The organism is Burkholderia sp. Ax-1720 (genome assembly GCF_011753035.1).
GTDB lineage: Bacteria > Pseudomonadota > Gammaproteobacteria > Burkholderiales > Burkholderiaceae > Burkholderia > Burkholderia gladioli.
Window position 1 is genome coordinate 15,204 of sequence record NZ_VWWK01000003.1, and the last position, 17,018, is coordinate 32,221.

The following is a 17,018-nucleotide window of genomic DNA, read 5'->3' on the forward strand; positions in this document are numbered from 1 at the left end:
GATGAACAGAGAACAGCGGGACGAAGCGTCGCGGCGATGGATCCAGGCGGCTGCGCAAACGCCAGAAGCACAAGCGCTCATTGCCCTAGGCTGGCAAGTTGTGAACCCGTACGGCTATTCACACCCGTCCGGCTGGACGATCGAGCGCTGCCGAATCGACAACGAATGGCGGACCCTGCTATGGAAGGGCCGGCACATCTACGACCGATTCCCGAGCCCTGAGGCCGCTGCGGCCCATCACGCCAGCCTCGCACCGGATTTCTCCTGACGCGATCGGCACGGTCGCTCGCGGAAACTTGACTTCCAAAATCGTTTCATATGCTGATCGATATCGATTCCCTCACCACGACTGGAGAAAAGATGTCGACCTACAAAGAACTTCTTGAGCAGCGAGCCGCTCTGGAAACGGAAATCCAAGCTGCCCAGGCAGAAGAACGCGCGCAAGCGCTCAACGAGGTCAAACGCATCGTGAGCGAGTTCGCCCTCACGAAGCGGGAGATTTTCGGCATCAGCAAGACGCGGAAGCGCCAACCCGTTCCGCCTCGATATCGCGACCCCGAGAGCGGTGCGACGTGGAGTGGTCGAGGTCGCCCGCCGGCATGGATCGACGGTAAAGACCGCTCCCAGTTTCAGATTGTGGCACCGGCCGTCCACGCTTGAGCGTCGTAATACCGCCCGACACATTCGGCCTCTCTAGCTTGCGGCGGGCCCGCGGAGCCCCGCCCGCCGCGTATTCTTCGACGAGTCCCCTTTGGCGCAGTCCGCTATTCCTGCAATCTTCGATCCCGAATTCGATTCGCCGCTGCTCGAACACCGCCGTCGCGGATGCAGGACTAGCGCAAGTTGCCGGGTAGCTTCGTCAACGCGGCCGCAATTAACCCCCTCTCGCTGGTGGCCAGGGACGCGAATCGTAGATTCGCGTTATGCTTGGCGGACCCAATATTCAGTATATAAGGTCAAATGGACGATCCGACTCTCTGGCTGTCGGCACCGACCGAAGCCTATCAGCAGTGGCAACGCACGGAAGCGGCAGGCGCCGATCGGCGTGCGTTCTCCCCCAGATCGATCGTCCAGCATGAGGCCATGTTCGAGCGCTTCATGCGTCACCTGATCACCGCGCAACGCTCGCTGGCCACCTACGGGTCCGAGCACCTCGAATCCTTTTTCGCCGACCTCGATCGCCGGTGCAAACCCGGCACCACGACGCGTCTGCGATATCAAAGGCTCCTTGATCGGCTCGGCCGGCACCTCGTCGATGTCGGTGTTCGCACGACCAATCCCGCGGCCATCTACACAATGGCCCAAACGTGGCCAGAAGACGAACCCGTTCCCGTCTACCTCATCGAGTCCGATGATCAGCGACTGCAGGCCTCCGTCCGATCCATCGACGGTCTAGACGATCGCGCGTTGCGCAACCGTGCCATCGTTGGTCTGTTGCTGTCGACCGGTATCAGCGCTCAGGAGATCCGCTATGCCACCGCCATCGACCTCGACCTCTCGCCGGCACGGCCGCATATCCGTATCCCCAAGCGGGGGCCTCGCGAGGCACGGCGGATCAACGTGGACGAGTTCGCGGCACCGGCGCTCATCCAGTGGCAGAACCTCTGCACGGCCTCTGACAGCGCGCTACTTTTCCCCTCGCCCCGCGCGGCCGGCCCGATGACTGACGAGATGCTCGGCAGGATCGTGCGCGACGAGCTCTTGACGATCGACGTGCGACTGCCGGATATGAGTCCACGCACCCTACGCAACACCTTCGCACGCCGCCAGCTGCTCGCTGGCCAGCGCAACGACGACGTCATGAAAATGCTTGGCCTCAGTAGCCAGCGGACAGTCATACGCATTCGCGCAACGATACCGAGCAGACCCCAAGGCTTATCCGAGACTTGACTTCTCCTGCCCGCCGATAGCCTGAAAAAGCCAGCAACTTCGCCGGCTTTTTTCTTATCGGAGTATTCAATATGGACTACATATCACCTTATGCAGACCTCATCTACTTCGTGACTGGTGGCATCGCCGTCTGCCGCTATCGACTGCTCACCCTCAGGTCTGCGCCCAAGCCCGTCGTCATCCAGGTCGAGGCCGGCGGCGAGAACGCCGTTCTCGTAGCCGATCACATCCTCCGCGATGGAATTCTCAACCGGATTGCCGATCGCGATCTGATCGGCATCCCTTTCGACATGCTCTCCGTCGCATTGACCGCGGCTGGCCAACATCACATCGTCTACGCCGAACCCGACATCGATGACTACATCAAGCGCGGATATCCCTACGTAAGAACCGCGCAGCCGGCAACACGCGGCCGCGATATTGAACGAATCTCGATTCAGTCCCGTGATTTGCTGATCGGCCGGGCGCGGTTGCAGACCACACATTCGAAGCCGAAGATCGCGGCCGACAGCCTTGCCGCAATCCTCGACCAGCCGGCGTAGGTCTAAGTTCGCCCTAAGAATGCAAAATGGCCCCACTCTCTCGCGAGAGCGGGGCCGCTGGTCAACGGATTAAATGCAGGGCTTCGGGTGCCCTGCGGGAAAAGTGTCGACTTGGCCATCCTTGCAGATGACCGCGTCCGTTTTCATAGGCGGCCGCCTATTCACGGCCTGCGAAGCCAGCGCGTAGCGCAGCGCCGGCGCCGGCGGCTCCGAGCCGCCCTGCATCGCGATCAACAGCATCACCAGGTTCGTCATCCCGTTCATCGAAGGTTCCGCCGTCGACGAGTCAGGACGCGACGACAGCCGCAGCGGCCACCGTCACCCAGCGCCCGTCAATCAGCACGTCCCGCAGCCTCGAGCCGTTCAGCTCGTAGACGTGTTCCGTACCCATGCGGATGGGCGTCGGGCGGATCGAAATCGTCAGGTTTCCATACAAAGTAGCAGCATTGGACTTCAGTTTCATTGCGTTCCTCGAACAGAAAAAAGGCGAGGAACGCCCCTGTGGGGAACGTTCCCCACCAGGGTTAAAAATGTGTGCTGCACTACCTCGCGAGTGCGGCCACGTCGATGACCGCATCGGCCTCCGCAATCAGGTCAGGCGTTTGCGAGATGAAAAACTCTCGCGCATACCCGCCCTGACGCAGCACCTCGCGCTTCATACGCATGAACTGCACCTTTCGATCGGGATCAAGCGGTCCATCCGACTCGTCGCTGAACAGAGACTCGTATGGCTGCCCTGCGTTGCCCGCGAGATACAAGGCGACCCCGCGTGTCAGGCATTCATTGATCCACACCTTCTGACCACCGGACATCACACCGACCGCTTTGCTGCTATCGCTCTCGGCGTCGTGCACGAGGATTTCAAATCCCTCGCGCGTGTCACCATTGGCCAACGTGCGCTGCGTCTGGATCTCGACCGTGAACCGCGTGCCGTAGCACGCAAGCAGCAGGTCGTTCACCGTCTGCGTCAGCGCCGGGCCCGCGTCGTCGATCGTCAGCGCGATCACGCCGTCATTGCCCAGCCCTTTCGCCAACAGCTTCCACTTCGCGATCTCGTCCGAGATGCGCTCGGCGAGTGCCTGCGTCGCTGAAAAGCCCTCAAGCTCGCGCTCGAGCGTCACCAGCGTCGTTTCTCCCGTCGCCTGACTCCTGATCAACGCTTCGATCCTGGCGTCCAGCCCCGTACTGGTCTCGCGCCGCGCAGCCAACTGCCGGTCGACATCCGCAATCGCTTGCGCAACATCGGCCGTAGCCAGACGCGAAACCTCCGCCTCGACGTCCCGCAACAAGCCGTTGAGCCGCGCCATCTCGGACTCTCGACGCTTCGACGCCTCGCCTCGCTCAACATCGAGCGATTCGAGTTCCGCGTGGCCCTGTTGCATCCCCGTTTCAGCTGCATCGAGCAACGGTTTTCGGGCGGCAAGCTCGGTTGCACGTTGTAGCGCCTGGCGGGCCGCCGCGATTTCCGCATTGACGCGCTGCAGTTCGGCGCGCTTCACGGACAACACTTCGACAGCCGGCGTCAGTTGGTCAAGTTCCGCCTTATGACTGCGATACCGGACCCGAAGGTCTTTCAACGAGATGGTCTGGACGTCTACCTGCCGTGCCGCGCTCCTCGCTTGCGCGAGCAACGGGCACGTCACGTGAATGTCCATCCCCGCACATGGCACCGAACCGATGACCGCCGATTGCTCGGTCAGGGTCGTGATCAGGTGGGCCTTGGTCGTGCCCTCCGATTGCAGGCTGGCGAGCGTCGATCCGACCGTTGCTGCCCGCAGTCGTTTCGCGTCGAGCTCGTCGATCGCGCGCTGCAAAGGTTCGATCAGTGCTTCGGCCTTGCTGAGCCGAAGCTGGGCAACGTCGCGATCCGCCGCGGCGCCAAGAATCGACTCACGCAGCCGAACAACCGCTGCATGGCTGGCGATCGTGCTACGAATCGTCGTCGCACGCTGCAGCAACCGTTGCTGCTCGGCCTGACCGTCACGCTCCGAGACATCGAGCGACGTCCGCAGCTCATTGCGGCGCGCACCCAGTTCCCCAAGTCGCGCCGCCGCTCCTGCGTTCTCGCCTCGCTTGGCAACCAGCACGGCGTGCTGTTGCATTAGCGTCGCGATGTCTGCCTGGGCTGCCATACGCTGCTCGCGCGCGGCTGCGATCGCCGAAACGTCCATCGCGATCGCATTGCGCGTCTGATCGACTCGATCACGCTTTCCTGAAAATGCGGCGATATCCTGCTGCACCACGCCGAGTTGCCGGGCCAGCACCTTTGCGACCTCTGCCGCTTTCGTCGACAACGCGCGGAGGTGATCGATCTTCAGCAGTTCAGCGAGCAACGCCTTGATCTCGGTCGCTCCGTAAGACGCGAGCGGCCGGCGGTTCTGCGCTGAAAACACGCTTGTGAAGAACGATTCGAGCGAACCGCAGATTGCGGCAACGCATCGATCATAGGTCTCGCCCTTGCCATCCGACACGGTGCCATCCGGCAGCGACACTGGCCGCCACTCGCCATCGGTCGAGCGATAGAACAGAAAATAGTCTGCCTTGCCGGTCTTGCCTGGCTTGCGGAACGCGAAGGTCGACCGATAGCGCAAGCCATCGTGCTCCCATTCAAACTCCTTGCGCGCCTGAACCCCGCAGATGTGATCCCAGTAAGAGAACGCATCGACTGAGAGCTTCGACGCGCGCGACGGCATGATCCGGTACGGGTGCAAGTTATCCATGATCGTCGTCTTGCCCGCGCCATTCGGTCCGGTCAATGCGATCAACCCATGCGGCAGCGCCTCCAGGTCGAGCTCCATGCTGTCCCGCTTCATCCCGTCTCGGACGCCATAGAACCCCTCGAGCAACAGTCTCAGTGGCCGCATGATTGAGACTCCGAGACCGAGATGAGCTGGTCATAGTCATCAGGCGTGAAGAACGGGATATCGAAACCGTCGACGGGAGGGGTCGATTCAGGCGGCGAGGCCTGCTTGCCTAGTGTGCCTTCAACGGCGGACTGGACCGTTCCACAGACCCGCCGAAACGCGTCCGACGTCTGTTCTAGCATTGAGTGCCAGTCTGGACACCCCGTGAGAATCTGCAACTCGCGCCCTGACCACTGACCCGAGTACCCCGAGTCGAATGACCAGAGTAGGTTCTGCAGATCAATGCCCGGTGTCACCACGATCTCGGCCTGGTCGGCGTCGACCACGTGGGCGAGGACAACCAGGCCGTCGCGTTGCGCAATGACGGCTCCACGTTGGGCACCAAACGGTTGATGAAAGAGTGCTGCCGTGCATCCACCGTAGGTTACGAGAAGCTTCTGCAGCGATTTGGCGTCGGTCGACGCCGTAAAGGACCTTGCCCATCGGGAACCAGCAGGATAGAGACCAAACATGAGCACACTCCGGATTGGGGACGGAGAGCGCCCCGGACAGGAACGCGCCCCGTCAGGGTAGAAAAAATGGATGCAGCGACGCTGCCTTCGGTGCGCCTACGGGCGCGGGGTGAACCTCGTTTCGATAGCCACAAGGGCTATCGGAACACGGCTGGTGTTCAAGATGGACGGCGAACCGTCGGTGGGCAGCGCTAGGCCGCGAACAGATCATCGGTAAGCCAGGATGATTCCGCGGCGTCAGACGCCAAACTGAGTGCCTGACTGGCCGCAGAGACCAAGGCGTGTCCGTCACAGGCGTCGACCACGGCTGGTCGATCAGCAGCCGGCGTACCGGCGCCGGCAAATCGCGCCAGGATCGCTTCCGCGATGGCATCCGGTTCGGCAGTCTCGAGCAGCTGCAATCTATCCACCACCTGGCCGGCGTCGACGTTGGCCAGGTCGCACCAACGAGCCAACTTAGCCTCAACCGTCAGTGCGGTACTGATCCCTTCTGCCCGGCTACGCATCACTGGAAGCACACGCGGCTCGAGCTTCACACCCGCGGCCGCCGAGAACATCGCTTCGATCGCCTTGCGGTCGATCAACTGCTTGTGCTCCTCGTCAATCTGCCATCGAATGCGCAGAAACTTTCCAGCGGATGCCGCGGCAAGGACTTCCAACGCCTTCATGTCAGGGGGCCCGTCAAAAGCAACGGACACCATCTCACGAGAAGGCGTCGGAATCAGGGCCGCGCATGCGCCCGAAGCTGATACCTCCCACGACAGATAGCCCTTGTCACCGATCTCGCCGTAGTGGAAGCGTCCGATCGAGCCTGGATACCCCACCAAGCGCCCCTCGCGTTCCCACGTCTGGCACTTGTGGATATGGCCGAGCATGAACGCCGAGCATTCTGCCGAAAAGAGCGCGCTGAGACTGAATTCGTGATCGAACCCCGCCATCGTCACGCCGTGCTCCGTCTCACATCCATTGACAGTCCCGTGCGACACCCCAACCGTCGGGATACCCTCCGCTCGGAATCTCGCGTTGACGCGCCCAGCAGCGGTCAAGAAACCCGCGAGCGTATCTGCAAGATCCGTGGACGCTGCGAGTGCACCCACCCGCAGCACCAGGTCGGCCTTGTTAATCGTCGGTAGGCACGTGAAGATCGCCTCAGGCTCCGAATACAAATGATGCTGAATCTCCCCATCATCGAAGATCGGGCCGCGAGAGAACCAGAACTGGCCATCGTAGAGCGCAACCTGGCAAACCCGATCCGCAACCGCCACCGGATATCGAGCTCCCATCAGCGCGAAGTTGTCCAGCGTTCCCGGCGGCTCGTGCGAGAAGGTGCCCTGCAACATCAGCACTGGCATTGCCTGCGCTAGACGGTGCACCCGTGTGGCAAGTGCGTTCAGCGCGGGTGCGTGGGCGTCGAGCCGATGATCAGTCGAGTCACCGCTGATCACGGCGACCCGCGCCTCGCGCCCGATAGCGTCGCCCACCGCGTGCGAGAAGCAGCGGTCCGACTCGTCCAGATTGCCTGGCGAGTAATGCAGGTCAGAGAAATGCGCGATCTTCATCAACGCCTCCAGAAAAAAAGAAGGCCGCCCAAGGGCAGCCGTATAAGGTCCGCGCCGACAGCCGGCGCAACGGGGAAAGTTACGAACGAGACAAACCGTCTCGCACACGCATCAGCGCAATACCGAGCAGGTTCAATCCCAACCAGGCCGACGGGTCAGCAATACGCGGATCGTGTTCACCCAAACCGGCGCCCCAGATCCGATCATAGGGGCTCGCCTCCACCAGCAAAGACGTTCCCGTTGCGCGAAGCGCGGTCGCGAAGGATTCGTTCTGTCGAAACTTCTCTCGACAGCCAACGAACATGATTTTTTCCCGCGCTTCGCGCCAACGGCCCTCATCGAAGCCGCACACCTCGCGGCCTAGGCGCTTCTGCTCGCGTGGCGACGTCGACCTCAAAATTGCCTCCGCAGAGACGTGATCGTCGAACAGCATTGCCTTCGCGTACATCATGAACTGTTCGACACAGTTGAAGGTGACTTCGTGGAACGTGAAGCCGGACGGGTGCCAATTGCTGAAAACGTCGCTGGCACCGAAAAACGCCGTAATGCTGCCAATCCGGCGCATGGAATCCTCCAGGGATGAGTCAATAGATGGCCGCTCGCGCGGACGGTTTCGATGCGTGGGACACGCGATCGAAAGCACTTGAGCAAATCGCTTTGCTGAAGAACTCTCGCACTCGCAGGTTCAGGAAAATGGCACCGGCCCCGAAGGGCCGGTAAACGTGGTGTAAGTTACGCGTGGTGAAAGGATTTGATCGCCGCGTCGAAGTCAGCCTCAAACCCGGCGGGATCCTCCAGCGCCGACGTCAATCGTTCGATCATCTTGTCGACATCCACAGTCCGCTCCACCCAGCCACGCCCAAATTGGGAGCGGCCGTAGATGCGAAACGCGTTACGCCGCTCGTCTTCAACGAAACCGAGGCGCTGTAGCAGGTCCTGCATGCGGTGGCGCTTTTCTTCCATCGACTCCGGCGGGCTGTCACCGTCTACGGCCTGGTCGACGTGTCCCGCAGTGCTTTCGACTTCTGCGGGATGGAGTCGTAACACGGTGCCGCCGGAATCGCTCCTTTGCGTCGCACCCGATTCCTCGATCGCCAAAGGCGCGCCCTCGGCGCCGTCGAGCAGCGCGCCGATATCGATATCGGCATCGAGCACGGTCAGCATCTGCGGTTGCCTAACCGATTCGCCCTGGTCGTTGATCCGAGTGATGTCGAATTCGCGCTTCGAGATCCAGAAACGGGTCCCCGTGAGCTTGCCGCGTGCCAGCTGGACTGTCTTCATCGCAGCATAGGCTTTCTGCAGCACGTAGATCGAATTGGTCGGCAGTTCGATCAAGCCCAGGCCCTTGATGTCAGGAATCGCGAATACGAAATGCGCGCCGAGGTTGCATTGCCGCCCCTGATACTGCGGGCAATGTTCGGGATTGCAGATACCGTCCGGAATCGGATCGTCCTGTCGGAAAATCACGTCTCGGCCGCCGAAATGGCGAAACGCACGTTGCGCGCGCGGATCGCGCTCAACCTTCGCGTAGGTCTTGCAATACCGAAGCCCATCACCGCCATATTCCGAGAAGTACTTCCGGCCGCTGGAGCCCCAGGCCGCCATCTCGTTGGGGATGTTCTGCATCCAGTCGTTGAACGCGAACAGCACCGGAAAGCGGTAGAGCCTCGGGCCATGTCCACGATCCTCGCCGTAGAGCCGGAGGATCTCGTCAGCAACATCCGGGTTGTTGAAATCGGAGCGCCGGCAGGTGAAATAATCCGTGTTGCGCGGAGCCAGTGCATTCCGGATCTGGCAACGCGATTCGATCGCCTTGCCGATCGTCTCGAACGAGTCGCCAGCAGCCGCCATTGCCTCGTACAGCGCGACCGCATTCGGATTGTTGCGTGCACCCGATGTCAGGACCTTGATCCCGGGACGGATCCTCCCGATCACGGGCGGGCGCATCGCCCGCTCTTCGACGACACTCCGTACGGGGCCGCCGACCAAATTGACCACTGCATTCATGAAGGTTTCCTCGAAAGTTTGAAGATCGCCTGAGTCCGCAACGCGTCCGCCGATTGCTCGAGCACGCTGGCGGCCGCCTCTCCGCGGCGGGTGGCGATACTGGTCAGAAAAATCCGGCGCTCGTTGTCGGTGAACATAGCGACTTGCGCCACTTCGCAACGCTCCCGCCAGGCGGGCGACGTCGTATCGGTGGTCGAGCGTTCCTCCGCGATCGTCTGACTGATCACGTCGGCAATCCGGGAATTGAGACGATTGGGAAGCACACGTACCTCCAGGACAGAAAAAAGACGAAAAAAAGCGCGTCCCTCGGCAGAGGAACGCGCTTCGTGGATTCGGTGGAATGACCCAAGCACCACGTCCCTTCCGGGGACGTGGTGCTCAGGGAGCCGGGTGGCTCATAGAGAGGACGTTAGGTCGTCCTCGCGCAGCATGGTCACGCTGCGCTACAGCCCATTTTCGGAAGTGCCATTCCGCCGCAGGATCACGGCTCAGTCGACTACAGTCGTTCTACCCAGACAGAGGCCTGGAGAGAGACACCCATTGTCGGGGTTCGAACGACGTCGCGGCGCAGAAGACTGCGGCCAGCGACGAGTTTCATGACTGAAATGGGGAGCACGGGCGAGGCGCTCATCAAAAAGAAATTCCACACCGGTTGCCAACCAGTCGGAGCATGCCCATTGGCACGGCTTGTACAAAAGATGGACTTCGGCCAGCGAAGTCAAGGTCGATGCGTCAGAGACGCGAGAAGTAGAGTCAGTATCGCGAAATTCTCGATCGGCAATCCCCGAAAAGCTCACGAAAACAGCCACGCTTTTCCTGACAAATCACACGTGCGGCACGCGCAGAATTGTCAATGAGAGAGACCACCCGAAAAAACCATGTCAGCCGTTCTCGAACCACCGCACCAAGGGCGCGGGCAATGTGACACGCCCACGCCGCCCACCTTACCGGCCGGCGAGCCGGGTGTCCGCCTTGCCACGTCGACGGGTCTCAAACCGATCCAGCGTCTGACGAGCGACAGCCGAATCGACAAGATCGTGCCGGATTCCGACGCGGTCACGATCCTGCACTACAGCTCCGTCTTCGCCCGCACGTTCATCCGAAGCGACTACAACTTCTGCGCCGCCAAAATATCGGTGGCGCGCGGCGGCAAGGTCCGGGCACTCGAAATCGCACTGAGGGAGACGGCGGACTGGATGCGCAAAGCGAGTGCTTGGGTCGAACGCCACAACGCGCGCGCGCTCACCTTTCCTTACGAACAGATCGAGCTGAAGGTGACTCGGCCTCTTGCCGGCCTGTTGGTCCGCTGCCTAACCCAGTACGACCGACTCTTCACGGCATCCATGGAAGCGCAGCTCGCCGACAAGATCACCCCGCAAGACCGCGCCAACATCCTGAAGAACGCCGAAGGCCGGATCCTACACGTCAAAACCGTGTGCATCCCGGACAACGACCGGTACGACAGCGACGGCACCGTTCGCGACTGACGCCTGAGATTTCGCGGAAAGACCGGACCTTGACCCAGCTGTCCGGTGAATAAGCTCGTCTCGAGCCCGTCGCGCGTTCACACTTCCTCGCGGCGTCTCGATCAACCACGGAGCCCATTTTGGACATTCGAGATATCCAGGCGCTGCACGCCCAGTATTCGTCGCAACCCGTCGTCATCGACATCAACAGCCACGTGCGGGCGCTTCCTGCTCCCCACCGGCCTGGCTTGGCGCGCGACCGCCTTACTACTCGGCTCGTTTCTTCAGGTCGAAAACTCGGACGGCCGGCCGCTATTGTCGTTGCCCTGGCGGCAGGAGCGGCGCTGACCGGCATCTGCGCGGCCAGGCTCTGGCACGCTCTCAACCCGCCCCAGGCCGTCGCAGACGTCGCGGGGGCAACCCGACCCTCCCCCGTCACGGCGCTGGCGGCTATCTCCCACTCTGCGCCCACCGGCCCTCAGCGGCAGCTCACCAGCGGCGACTTCGCCGACCTGGCCGAACGCACGCCGAACGGGACGCATCCACAAGGCGCAGGAACGCAACAGCCCCCTGAAGCTGGCCAATCGGCGGCACGGGCAAGCAACGCCCGGCCCAATACCTTCCACGAAAAAGGCGCACCGTCGTCACCTCCGGCCGACAGTGCCGCATCGAGCGCCGCCGCTGGCCAGCAACAGCCCGCGACGGCGGAACAAGCACCCTCGGCGGTACCTGCAACGTCTTCCGCGCCGGCAGCTGAGCAACCCTCGGTACGATCCGCTGAGCAGCCGAAAGGCAACCAGCACCGCGGACATCGAGCAGTAGCGCGTCAACGTCAAGAGACGGCCGTAAACGAGACGACGGCCTCCACGCTGCGCGTCGAATCCCCGTCGAAGTCTCCAACGCCAGCTAAGGCCGGCGATGTTCCACTGTTCTGAGATAGGCTCACCATGAAAGCAAAACCAAATAACGTGACGGTCCTCATGGCGGGCTTGGTGGTCGAAGGCAACATGATCCTCGACCATGGCCTGAGCGTCTTCGCTCTGGTAAACGGCGACATCATATCGACCGGCGGTCTGCTGCACGTCGGCACTGGCGGAATCGTCAAGGGAAAGGTAGACGGCGAGGTCGTCCGGATAGATGGCGTTGTTGAAGGCGACGTCCACGCGCGCGCCATGCTCGAGATTAACGGCCGCGTGCTAGGGAACGTGTTTTATTGCGGCACCATCCGGCTCGGCCAGCAAGCCGCGCTTAATGGGCAGCTCCGTCGCGTGTCGCGCGAGCTCATCATCGAAAATTCGCCCAGCGACCGTGCGACTGCTGCCGAGCGCCTTAAAGCCAACGGTGCACCCGAATGAAGGTGCTCCGTCGAATCCGGCGCCGCACCGACGTCGCCGTGGCGTGTGTCTGGACGCTTCCGGTGATCATCCTCGCGGCACACATTGTCTGGAGTCTCGTGCCATTCTTCCGCGACGACGGGACATCGCAAGTTGTCTCGATCCTACAGACCGTCGCATATTTTTTCGTACGGACCGTCACAGACGCGTCGGCCCGCTTCCAACCATTTTCCGCAGGCAACCTCGAACAACTGGGGGTCATCGGCCGGGGGGCATTCTATCTCTGGGGAGTGTTGACTGATTTCGTCCTGGTAATCTTAGTTTGTCTTATCAGTTTAGAAATTACCCCTTCACTCAATCGCGCGGCGTTTGGGTTTGTGCTTCGGATCCGGCGCTCGATGGTGAGCGCCTAGGAACTCCGTGGCCACACGATGGCAGGTGCTCGCGCGCTCTGTTGTGGCCCCGTCGTCTCGTTCTGAATAGGTGTATCCGGCCGCGTCACGCGGCCGGCTGCCGTTCGATTCCCGACTCGATCACAAAACGAGACACCGGATTTTTCCTGATCGACGAGATGGTCAGGCTATCGCGTGCTCGGGTCATCGCGACGTAAAAGAGGCGCCGCTCCTCCGACTCAGGGCTCTTGTCGTCCGGCACCACCCCCTCCTCCGATCGGCTGATCCAAACGTGGTCGTACTCGAGCCCCTTCGAGCTGTGCATCGTCGTCAGCACCAGGACGCCATCTCCAGGCTTATTGTTGTCGCGCTTCAAAAATTCGATACGATCGGTAAACGTGCCATTCAGGCGCCCCACGACGTCGTAGATGCACTGGATCGCTCGAGCTGCGACGTCACCCTTGGCATACGTCATCATCCACTCGTAGACGCCCTCTAACGCGAGCGAGTGAAACGTCCTCTGGCATAGCGCCTGCCATTCACCCAGCCGTTTCATAAAGGCTCGGTATGCGGTCGCAGTCTCTTCGCTCAGTCCGAGACCGACCAGCTCCTGCTTTTGCAGCTGAACGAAGGACGTGCCCATGCGCTTGTGCAACGTGCCGAGGTCGTAGGAACTCACACCCATATAGCCCAAGACTGCGTCGATACCGTTTTGCTTGTGGCCTTCGACCACCTGCAGCAAATTGCACATCAACGCGGCCTGAGGCTTGTTGAGCACGGAGCCGCCTGACGCGCGGTAGTAGGGTACGCCGTGTGATCGACACACCGACTCGATCGGATCGAGAATTCGATTCGTGCGCGCGAGGATCGCGCAGCTCGCGCCGCCGGCAAGCCTCGGCTGCAGCGCCTCGACGGCGGCCACAGCATCGCAATACTCGTCGTCGAACCGTCGAGCCGCAATTGCGCCGCCGGCGCCCCGGGCGGCATGAAGGATCTTCGGCATGCGGTCGACGTTGTTCCGGATCACCCGGTCGGCGGCCGCCAGAATCTCCGCTCGGCAGCGATAGTTGCTCCCCAGCACCACGCGTTGCGCTTCAAACGTGCTCGCGAAGCTCTCCATGCCTCGAAACCCGAGAGCCGCCCGGAACCCGTAGATGCTCTGGTCATCGTCACCCACGACCGTCACATGCGTGCCCGCACGCGCATGCAGCTCGACCCATCGAAACTGCAGCGGGTCCGTATCCTGGAATTCGTCTACGAGCAGATCGGTGAGCCGGTAGGGACGGATATCCCCACTCTGCATCCGTTCGACGGCGAGACGTAACATATCCTGGAAGTCGATCTTGCCGTTGCGTTCGAGCGCTTCCTGGTATGCGGCGTAGAGCGCAGCCTCGGCCGTTCCTTCGCCGGCCCTACCGAAGTTCGTCTTGATGCGCTCGACGATCGGTACGGCCTCCTCGACCTTCCAGTTGTACCCGAGCTCCGCCAGCACCCGCCCAAGTAACGCCAAGCGATCGCCGTCGGACGCAATGTCCGGGCGGCCTCGGCCGGGCTGCTGAATTTGTTTGTAGGCCAGCGAGTGGAAGGTGCCGGCGATGAGGCGGCGCTTCGCATCGGGCGGGGCCAAAGCAAGGATGCGCTCACGCAGCTCGAGCGCCGCGTCCTTACTGAACGTCACAGCGCCGACCAGCGCAGTCGGATCCTGCAGCCGCCAGGCGGCCTTGGCAGCGCTCATCTTCGTCTTGCCCGCACCCGGGCAGGCGATCGCGAGGCAGTGGCGGCGTAGAAGTGCCACCTCGCGCTGTTGGGGATTCAACTCGTCGAGCATGGCACCATGCCTTTCGGGTTAGTTACCGCGAACCGTGTTCATCAGCTTCAAGTGAGTCGTGTAGCCGCGCAGGCCCACCGGATGGAACTTGCGGAGAAAGCGCGCAGTTTCGTCATCGACGTCGGACTGATCGCGAATGCCGTTCCAGACCAGAAAATCGAAGTGGTCCATCACCTGGTCGAATTTCAGGATCACGGAGAGCAGCCGCATCGAGAACCGCGAGTAAGCCTCGACCTCGATATCCAGCGACGGCTTCGTCACGGTAGGAACAAACACCGTTTCGGCCCGCTCCCGCATCTCGGTCTCGGTCTTTTCCCGAAACCCCTTCGCGACGTCCAACTGCTCGTCCACGTACCCTTCGAGCTGGTCCAACTGCTTCTCGAACCACGAGCTCACGACCCCCTGCTCGTTCGCGCCATAGGTGACTCGGCCGAACCGCTGCATGTTGATCGTCATTCGATTCAGATACGGCCACCACTGCTCGAACAGCGGCTTCAGCCGGGTATGCCTCATCGTGACCCGGGCGGTCACGACGGCAGCGCCGGACAACTGCTTGTTCATCAGCTCGCGGCCGATCTCGCGCCGGCGCTGGACGATCCGTGCGCGCTGCTCCGGCGGCAGGTCTCGGAACAGCGTACGCGTGCGTGCCACCTCGTCTCGCTTCGTCGCTGCTTCTTCCGCGCTGATCAGCCCCTCACGCTGGAGGACGCCCGCCGACCGCTCCATTTCGTCGAGTTCCCGTTCGACGTCTCCATCGTCCGCGCCATCCGTGATTTGCCGGGCGTCGACCAACTCCGGGGTGGCCGCCGGCGCGAGGACATTGCCGCCTTCGATCGCGTTTGCCTCCGAGCCGTCGACCGCCCCTGCGCCGGCGTCCGATGTCACGTCAGCGCTACTGACGCCAACGTGCGGTTCTTCGTTGATCGTGCTCATGTGGATCCTTTCTAGTTGACTAACCGCACGTGCGGCCTGCATCTATTCTTGCGGCCCAATACCGCGGCACGCGTCCAAAACGTGATCGATTTCGCGCGGCTTTCGCAGCGATTCGTCCCGGAGGGTCGAAAAAAAACCCCCTCCGATTAAGAGGGGGCAAGGCTGAAAGCTCTACGGGGAGTCGAGCTTTCCTAGGACCGAAGGCCATGAATCATTGTGCCTCGACAGCTCGAGAAGAACCGCCGGAAACGTCGTCTGTTTCGATACGCTTTCCTCAGTCGGGTGACCAGGTGGCCCACAACCGGTTGTGGGCCTAGACGCAGAAAGCTATATGAAAATTGCCAGCTTTTCGGCATCACTGGTACGAGGATGCAACCTTCCAGAGCAGCACACCCAGGCTCGCAGCGATCGCCAGCAAGTAGGGTGCAAGCAGCGGCAACGGCGCGATCAGCACCGTGAATGTCACGCCAAACACCACGAGTATCCCGTGAGCCGCGAGGTGGAACGACAGTGGGCTGACGTACCCCGCGGCCGCGGCCCGAACCTTGCGGCGCACGGACCCGTCAATGAACATCGCCATTCCGAATACCAGCACGCCGAGCAACCAATACTTCATCACCGTGAGCCGATAGATCATGCGGTAGACGAGATGCCAGAAATTTCGGACCCACCTGTTTGCGAAGTTCGCGATCCCCCCATCCGCGATCGGGGACCCGCCGGCGGACTCCATCGACGCTTGCACCAAACCGCTGTCGATAAAGTAGTGCCGAAATCTGTCATTCGTTGCCGCCACCACGGCTGCAGTTCTGGCGTCACCGAGGCTGCTCGCCACGGACGCCGCTTCGGCATCCGGGATCTCAAAGAGAGACGGGGCTGGAGCAGCCGGAAGGAGCGCGACAGAAAGCAGGGGCACAAAGAAAAACCACATCTTGATGTGTCCGACGAACCGGCTACCCGCCATAGAAGCCCCCAACAAGCCTGCCGACCAGGTAGATCGGAAACGCGATCAGGCCGGACAGTCCGACGAAGAACTGGAGAGGCCGCCTGGCGATAAACCCCGCCAGCGCATAGGCCATCGCGTTCCTGCCTTGCCGAAACTCCATCGGGGGCTGCGCGGTCGGCTCATCTTGCGCGGCTGCTGTCGCGATCACTCGCCGCACGGTATGGTCGTCAAGCCGCGCCAGCGTCCGAATCAGAAAATGTGTGAGCGACATCGTATTCCTCGAAGTACAGTCTGAAGGTTTCCCCTGTCAGCGCGCGAGCGGCCAGTTGGAATGCAGCCGACTTCTGGCTGATATTCTCCGGACACCGCTCATTCACCATCTCCGGCGCCGCCTTGAACCGGGACTCAAACGCCGTTACCGGCTCGAACATCGGCGACCAGACGTGGCATCGTTCGCCGTCGCGCACGACAAAGCGCCGCGCATACAGCATGTGCGCCGACCGGAACATACCCTGCATGAACGCGACATGCGGATCGCCGTTCTTGCGCACGCGCTTGAACTCGGCCAGCCCGTCCGAGAACATCTCCTTGACGAGGGGCTCCGTCTTCCCGATGAAGTGCTCCCCAACGAATTCTGCGACGCGGGTGCAGACCAATTCCAGCTCAGGTGCGAAGGTGAATACGGGCGTCAGGTGGGCAGACAGTTTGTGCTCGCGAATGATTTTTTTGAATACGGCAGACATGCTTG

20 protein-coding genes are annotated in these 17,018 nt (G+C 61.6%); 7 read left to right on the plus strand and 13 right to left on the minus strand.

Features of this window, described 5'->3' with window-relative positions; translation table 11 throughout:
• Window position 1: 1 nt before the first annotated feature.
• The 4 genes from F3J18_RS01455 to F3J18_RS01470 all read left to right on the plus strand — a co-directional run bounded on the left by F3J18_RS01455 (window position 2) and on the right by F3J18_RS01470 (window position 2,432).
• A complete protein-coding gene (locus F3J18_RS01455; RefSeq protein ID WP_166910866.1) occupies window positions 2-268 on the plus strand; it encodes a hypothetical protein in 267 nt (88 codons plus the stop codon).
• A gap of 92 nt (window positions 269-360) precedes the next feature.
• Window positions 361-660, plus strand: coding sequence for an H-NS histone family protein (locus tag F3J18_RS01460; RefSeq protein WP_166911091.1), 300 nt, complete (start codon window positions 361-363; stop codon window positions 658-660).
• A gap of 300 nt (window positions 661-960) precedes the next feature.
• Window positions 961-1,890 (plus strand): site-specific integrase, encoded by a 930-nt coding sequence (locus F3J18_RS01465; RefSeq protein ID WP_166910868.1) that lies wholly within the window; start codon window positions 961-963, stop codon window positions 1,888-1,890.
• A gap of 71 nt (window positions 1,891-1,961) precedes the next feature.
• A complete protein-coding gene (locus F3J18_RS01470) occupies window positions 1,962-2,432 on the plus strand; it encodes a hypothetical protein (RefSeq protein ID WP_166910870.1) in 471 nt (156 codons plus the stop codon).
• Window positions 2,433-2,501: 69 nt separating this feature from the next.
• Here the strand turns inward: F3J18_RS01470 and F3J18_RS01475 are convergent, their stop codons facing one another.
• From F3J18_RS01475 to F3J18_RS01510, 8 genes are all read right to left on the minus strand, one after another.
• On the minus strand, window positions 2,502-2,696 hold the full coding sequence (locus F3J18_RS01475; RefSeq protein ID WP_166910872.1) for a hypothetical protein: 195 nt from the start codon (window positions 2,694-2,696) through the stop codon (window positions 2,502-2,504).
• Window positions 2,697-2,718: 22 nt separating this feature from the next.
• Entirely contained in the window at window positions 2,719-2,895 is a 177-nt protein-coding gene (locus tag F3J18_RS01480; RefSeq protein WP_166910874.1) for a hypothetical protein, read from the minus strand.
• A 79-nt stretch (window positions 2,896-2,974) separates the two neighbouring features.
• On the minus strand, window positions 2,975-5,296 hold the full coding sequence (locus F3J18_RS01485) for an SMC family ATPase (RefSeq protein WP_166910876.1): 2,322 nt from the start codon (window positions 5,294-5,296) through the stop codon (window positions 2,975-2,977).
• Complete coding sequence (locus tag F3J18_RS01490; protein WP_166910878.1) at window positions 5,284-5,808, minus strand: hypothetical protein; 525 nt, start codon at window positions 5,806-5,808, stop codon at window positions 5,284-5,286. Before F3J18_RS01490 ends, F3J18_RS01485 begins: the two co-directional genes overlap by 13 nt.
• 191 nt (window positions 5,809-5,999) lie before the next feature.
• Window positions 6,000-7,367 (minus strand): metallophosphatase family protein, encoded by a 1,368-nt coding sequence (locus F3J18_RS01495; RefSeq protein WP_166910880.1) that lies wholly within the window; start codon window positions 7,365-7,367, stop codon window positions 6,000-6,002.
• 79 nt (window positions 7,368-7,446) lie between these two features.
• The gene (locus F3J18_RS01500) at window positions 7,447-7,932 is read right to left on the minus strand and encodes an NADAR family protein (protein WP_166910881.1); all 486 of its coding nucleotides are present in this window, start codon (window positions 7,930-7,932) and stop codon (window positions 7,447-7,449) included.
• Between the two features lie 167 nt (window positions 7,933-8,099).
• On the minus strand, window positions 8,100-9,374 hold the full coding sequence (locus F3J18_RS01505; protein WP_166910883.1) for a hypothetical protein: 1,275 nt from the start codon (window positions 9,372-9,374) through the stop codon (window positions 8,100-8,102).
• A complete protein-coding gene (locus F3J18_RS01510; protein WP_166910885.1) occupies window positions 9,371-9,637 on the minus strand; it encodes a hypothetical protein in 267 nt (88 codons plus the stop codon). The genes F3J18_RS01505 and F3J18_RS01510 overlap by 4 nt, the downstream gene beginning before the upstream one ends.
• A gap of 615 nt (window positions 9,638-10,252) precedes the next feature.
• On the opposite strand from F3J18_RS01510, the gene F3J18_RS01515 reads away from it, so the two are divergent.
• The 3 genes from F3J18_RS01515 (at window position 10,253) to F3J18_RS01525 (ending at window position 12,587) form a co-directional block, all read left to right on the plus strand.
• Complete coding sequence (locus F3J18_RS01515) at window positions 10,253-10,861, plus strand: DUF1845 domain-containing protein (protein WP_166910887.1); 609 nt, start codon at window positions 10,253-10,255, stop codon at window positions 10,859-10,861.
• A 926-nt stretch (window positions 10,862-11,787) separates the two neighbouring features.
• Window positions 11,788-12,195 (plus strand): polymer-forming cytoskeletal protein, encoded by a 408-nt coding sequence (locus tag F3J18_RS01520; protein ID WP_166910889.1) that lies wholly within the window; start codon window positions 11,788-11,790, stop codon window positions 12,193-12,195.
• Window positions 12,192-12,587, plus strand: coding sequence for a hypothetical protein (locus F3J18_RS01525; protein WP_166910892.1), 396 nt, complete (start codon window positions 12,192-12,194; stop codon window positions 12,585-12,587). Before F3J18_RS01520 ends, F3J18_RS01525 begins: the two co-directional genes overlap by 4 nt.
• 85 nt (window positions 12,588-12,672) lie before the next feature.
• Here the strand turns inward: F3J18_RS01525 and F3J18_RS01530 are convergent, their stop codons facing one another.
• The 5 genes from F3J18_RS01530 to F3J18_RS01550 form a co-directional block, all read right to left on the minus strand.
• Window positions 12,673-14,394 (minus strand): ATP-dependent helicase, encoded by a 1,722-nt coding sequence (locus tag F3J18_RS01530; RefSeq protein ID WP_166910894.1) that lies wholly within the window; start codon window positions 14,392-14,394, stop codon window positions 12,673-12,675.
• An 18-nt stretch (window positions 14,395-14,412) separates the two neighbouring features.
• Window positions 14,413-15,327, minus strand: coding sequence for an ATPase (locus tag F3J18_RS01535; RefSeq protein WP_166910896.1), 915 nt, complete (start codon window positions 15,325-15,327; stop codon window positions 14,413-14,415).
• A 355-nt stretch (window positions 15,328-15,682) separates the two neighbouring features.
• A complete protein-coding gene (locus tag F3J18_RS01540; protein WP_166910898.1) occupies window positions 15,683-16,288 on the minus strand; it encodes a DUF4400 domain-containing protein in 606 nt (201 codons plus the stop codon).
• Window positions 16,278-16,541 (minus strand): hypothetical protein, encoded by a 264-nt coding sequence (locus F3J18_RS01545; protein ID WP_166910900.1) that lies wholly within the window; start codon window positions 16,539-16,541, stop codon window positions 16,278-16,280. Before F3J18_RS01545 ends, F3J18_RS01540 begins: the two co-directional genes overlap by 11 nt.
• Complete coding sequence (locus F3J18_RS01550; RefSeq protein ID WP_166910902.1) at window positions 16,498-17,013, minus strand: hypothetical protein; 516 nt, start codon at window positions 17,011-17,013, stop codon at window positions 16,498-16,500. The genes F3J18_RS01545 and F3J18_RS01550 overlap by 44 nt, the downstream gene beginning before the upstream one ends.
• Window positions 17,014-17,018 lie beyond the last annotated feature (5 nt).

Excerpts from the sequence above, each read along its gene's own strand:
- F3J18_RS01515 (WP_166910887.1), top strand. The coding sequence starts at position 10,253 with ATGTCAGCCGTTCTCGAACCACCGCACCAAGGGCGCGGGCAATGTGAC.
- F3J18_RS01545 (WP_166910900.1), bottom strand. The coding sequence starts at position 16,541 with ATGTCGCTCACACATTTTCTGATTCGGACGCTGGCGCGGCTTGACGAC.
- F3J18_RS01470 (WP_166910870.1), top strand. The coding sequence starts at position 1,962 with ATGGACTACATATCACCTTATGCAGACCTCATCTACTTCGTGACTGGT.
- F3J18_RS01455 (WP_166910866.1), top strand. The coding sequence starts at position 2 with ATGAACAGAGAACAGCGGGACGAAGCGTCGCGGCGATGGATCCAGGCG.
- F3J18_RS01540 (WP_166910898.1), bottom strand. The coding sequence starts at position 16,288 with ATGGCGGGTAGCCGGTTCGTCGGACACATCAAGATGTGGTTTTTCTTT.
- F3J18_RS01480 (WP_166910874.1), bottom strand. The coding sequence starts at position 2,895 with ATGAAACTGAAGTCCAATGCTGCTACTTTGTATGGAAACCTGACGATT.
- F3J18_RS01505 (WP_166910883.1), bottom strand. The coding sequence starts at position 9,374 with ATGAATGCAGTGGTCAATTTGGTCGGCGGCCCCGTACGGAGTGTCGTC.
- F3J18_RS01490 (WP_166910878.1), bottom strand. The coding sequence starts at position 5,808 with ATGTTTGGTCTCTATCCTGCTGGTTCCCGATGGGCAAGGTCCTTTACG.
- F3J18_RS01535 (WP_166910896.1), bottom strand. The coding sequence starts at position 15,327 with ATGAGCACGATCAACGAAGAACCGCACGTTGGCGTCAGTAGCGCTGAC.
- F3J18_RS01495 (WP_166910880.1), bottom strand. The coding sequence starts at position 7,367 with ATGAAGATCGCGCATTTCTCTGACCTGCATTACTCGCCAGGCAATCTG.
- F3J18_RS01520 (WP_166910889.1), top strand. The coding sequence starts at position 11,788 with ATGAAAGCAAAACCAAATAACGTGACGGTCCTCATGGCGGGCTTGGTG.
- F3J18_RS01525 (WP_166910892.1), top strand. The coding sequence starts at position 12,192 with ATGAAGGTGCTCCGTCGAATCCGGCGCCGCACCGACGTCGCCGTGGCG.
- F3J18_RS01475 (WP_166910872.1), bottom strand. The coding sequence starts at position 2,696 with ATGAACGGGATGACGAACCTGGTGATGCTGTTGATCGCGATGCAGGGC.
- F3J18_RS01460 (WP_166911091.1), top strand. The coding sequence starts at position 361 with ATGTCGACCTACAAAGAACTTCTTGAGCAGCGAGCCGCTCTGGAAACG.
- F3J18_RS01530 (WP_166910894.1), bottom strand. The coding sequence starts at position 14,394 with ATGCTCGACGAGTTGAATCCCCAACAGCGCGAGGTGGCACTTCTACGC.
- F3J18_RS01550 (WP_166910902.1), bottom strand. The coding sequence starts at position 17,013 with ATGTCTGCCGTATTCAAAAAAATCATTCGCGAGCACAAACTGTCTGCC.
- F3J18_RS01465 (WP_166910868.1), top strand. The coding sequence starts at position 961 with ATGGACGATCCGACTCTCTGGCTGTCGGCACCGACCGAAGCCTATCAG.
- F3J18_RS01500 (WP_166910881.1), bottom strand. The coding sequence starts at position 7,932 with ATGCGCCGGATTGGCAGCATTACGGCGTTTTTCGGTGCCAGCGACGTT.
- F3J18_RS01485 (WP_166910876.1), bottom strand. The coding sequence starts at position 5,296 with ATGCGGCCACTGAGACTGTTGCTCGAGGGGTTCTATGGCGTCCGAGAC.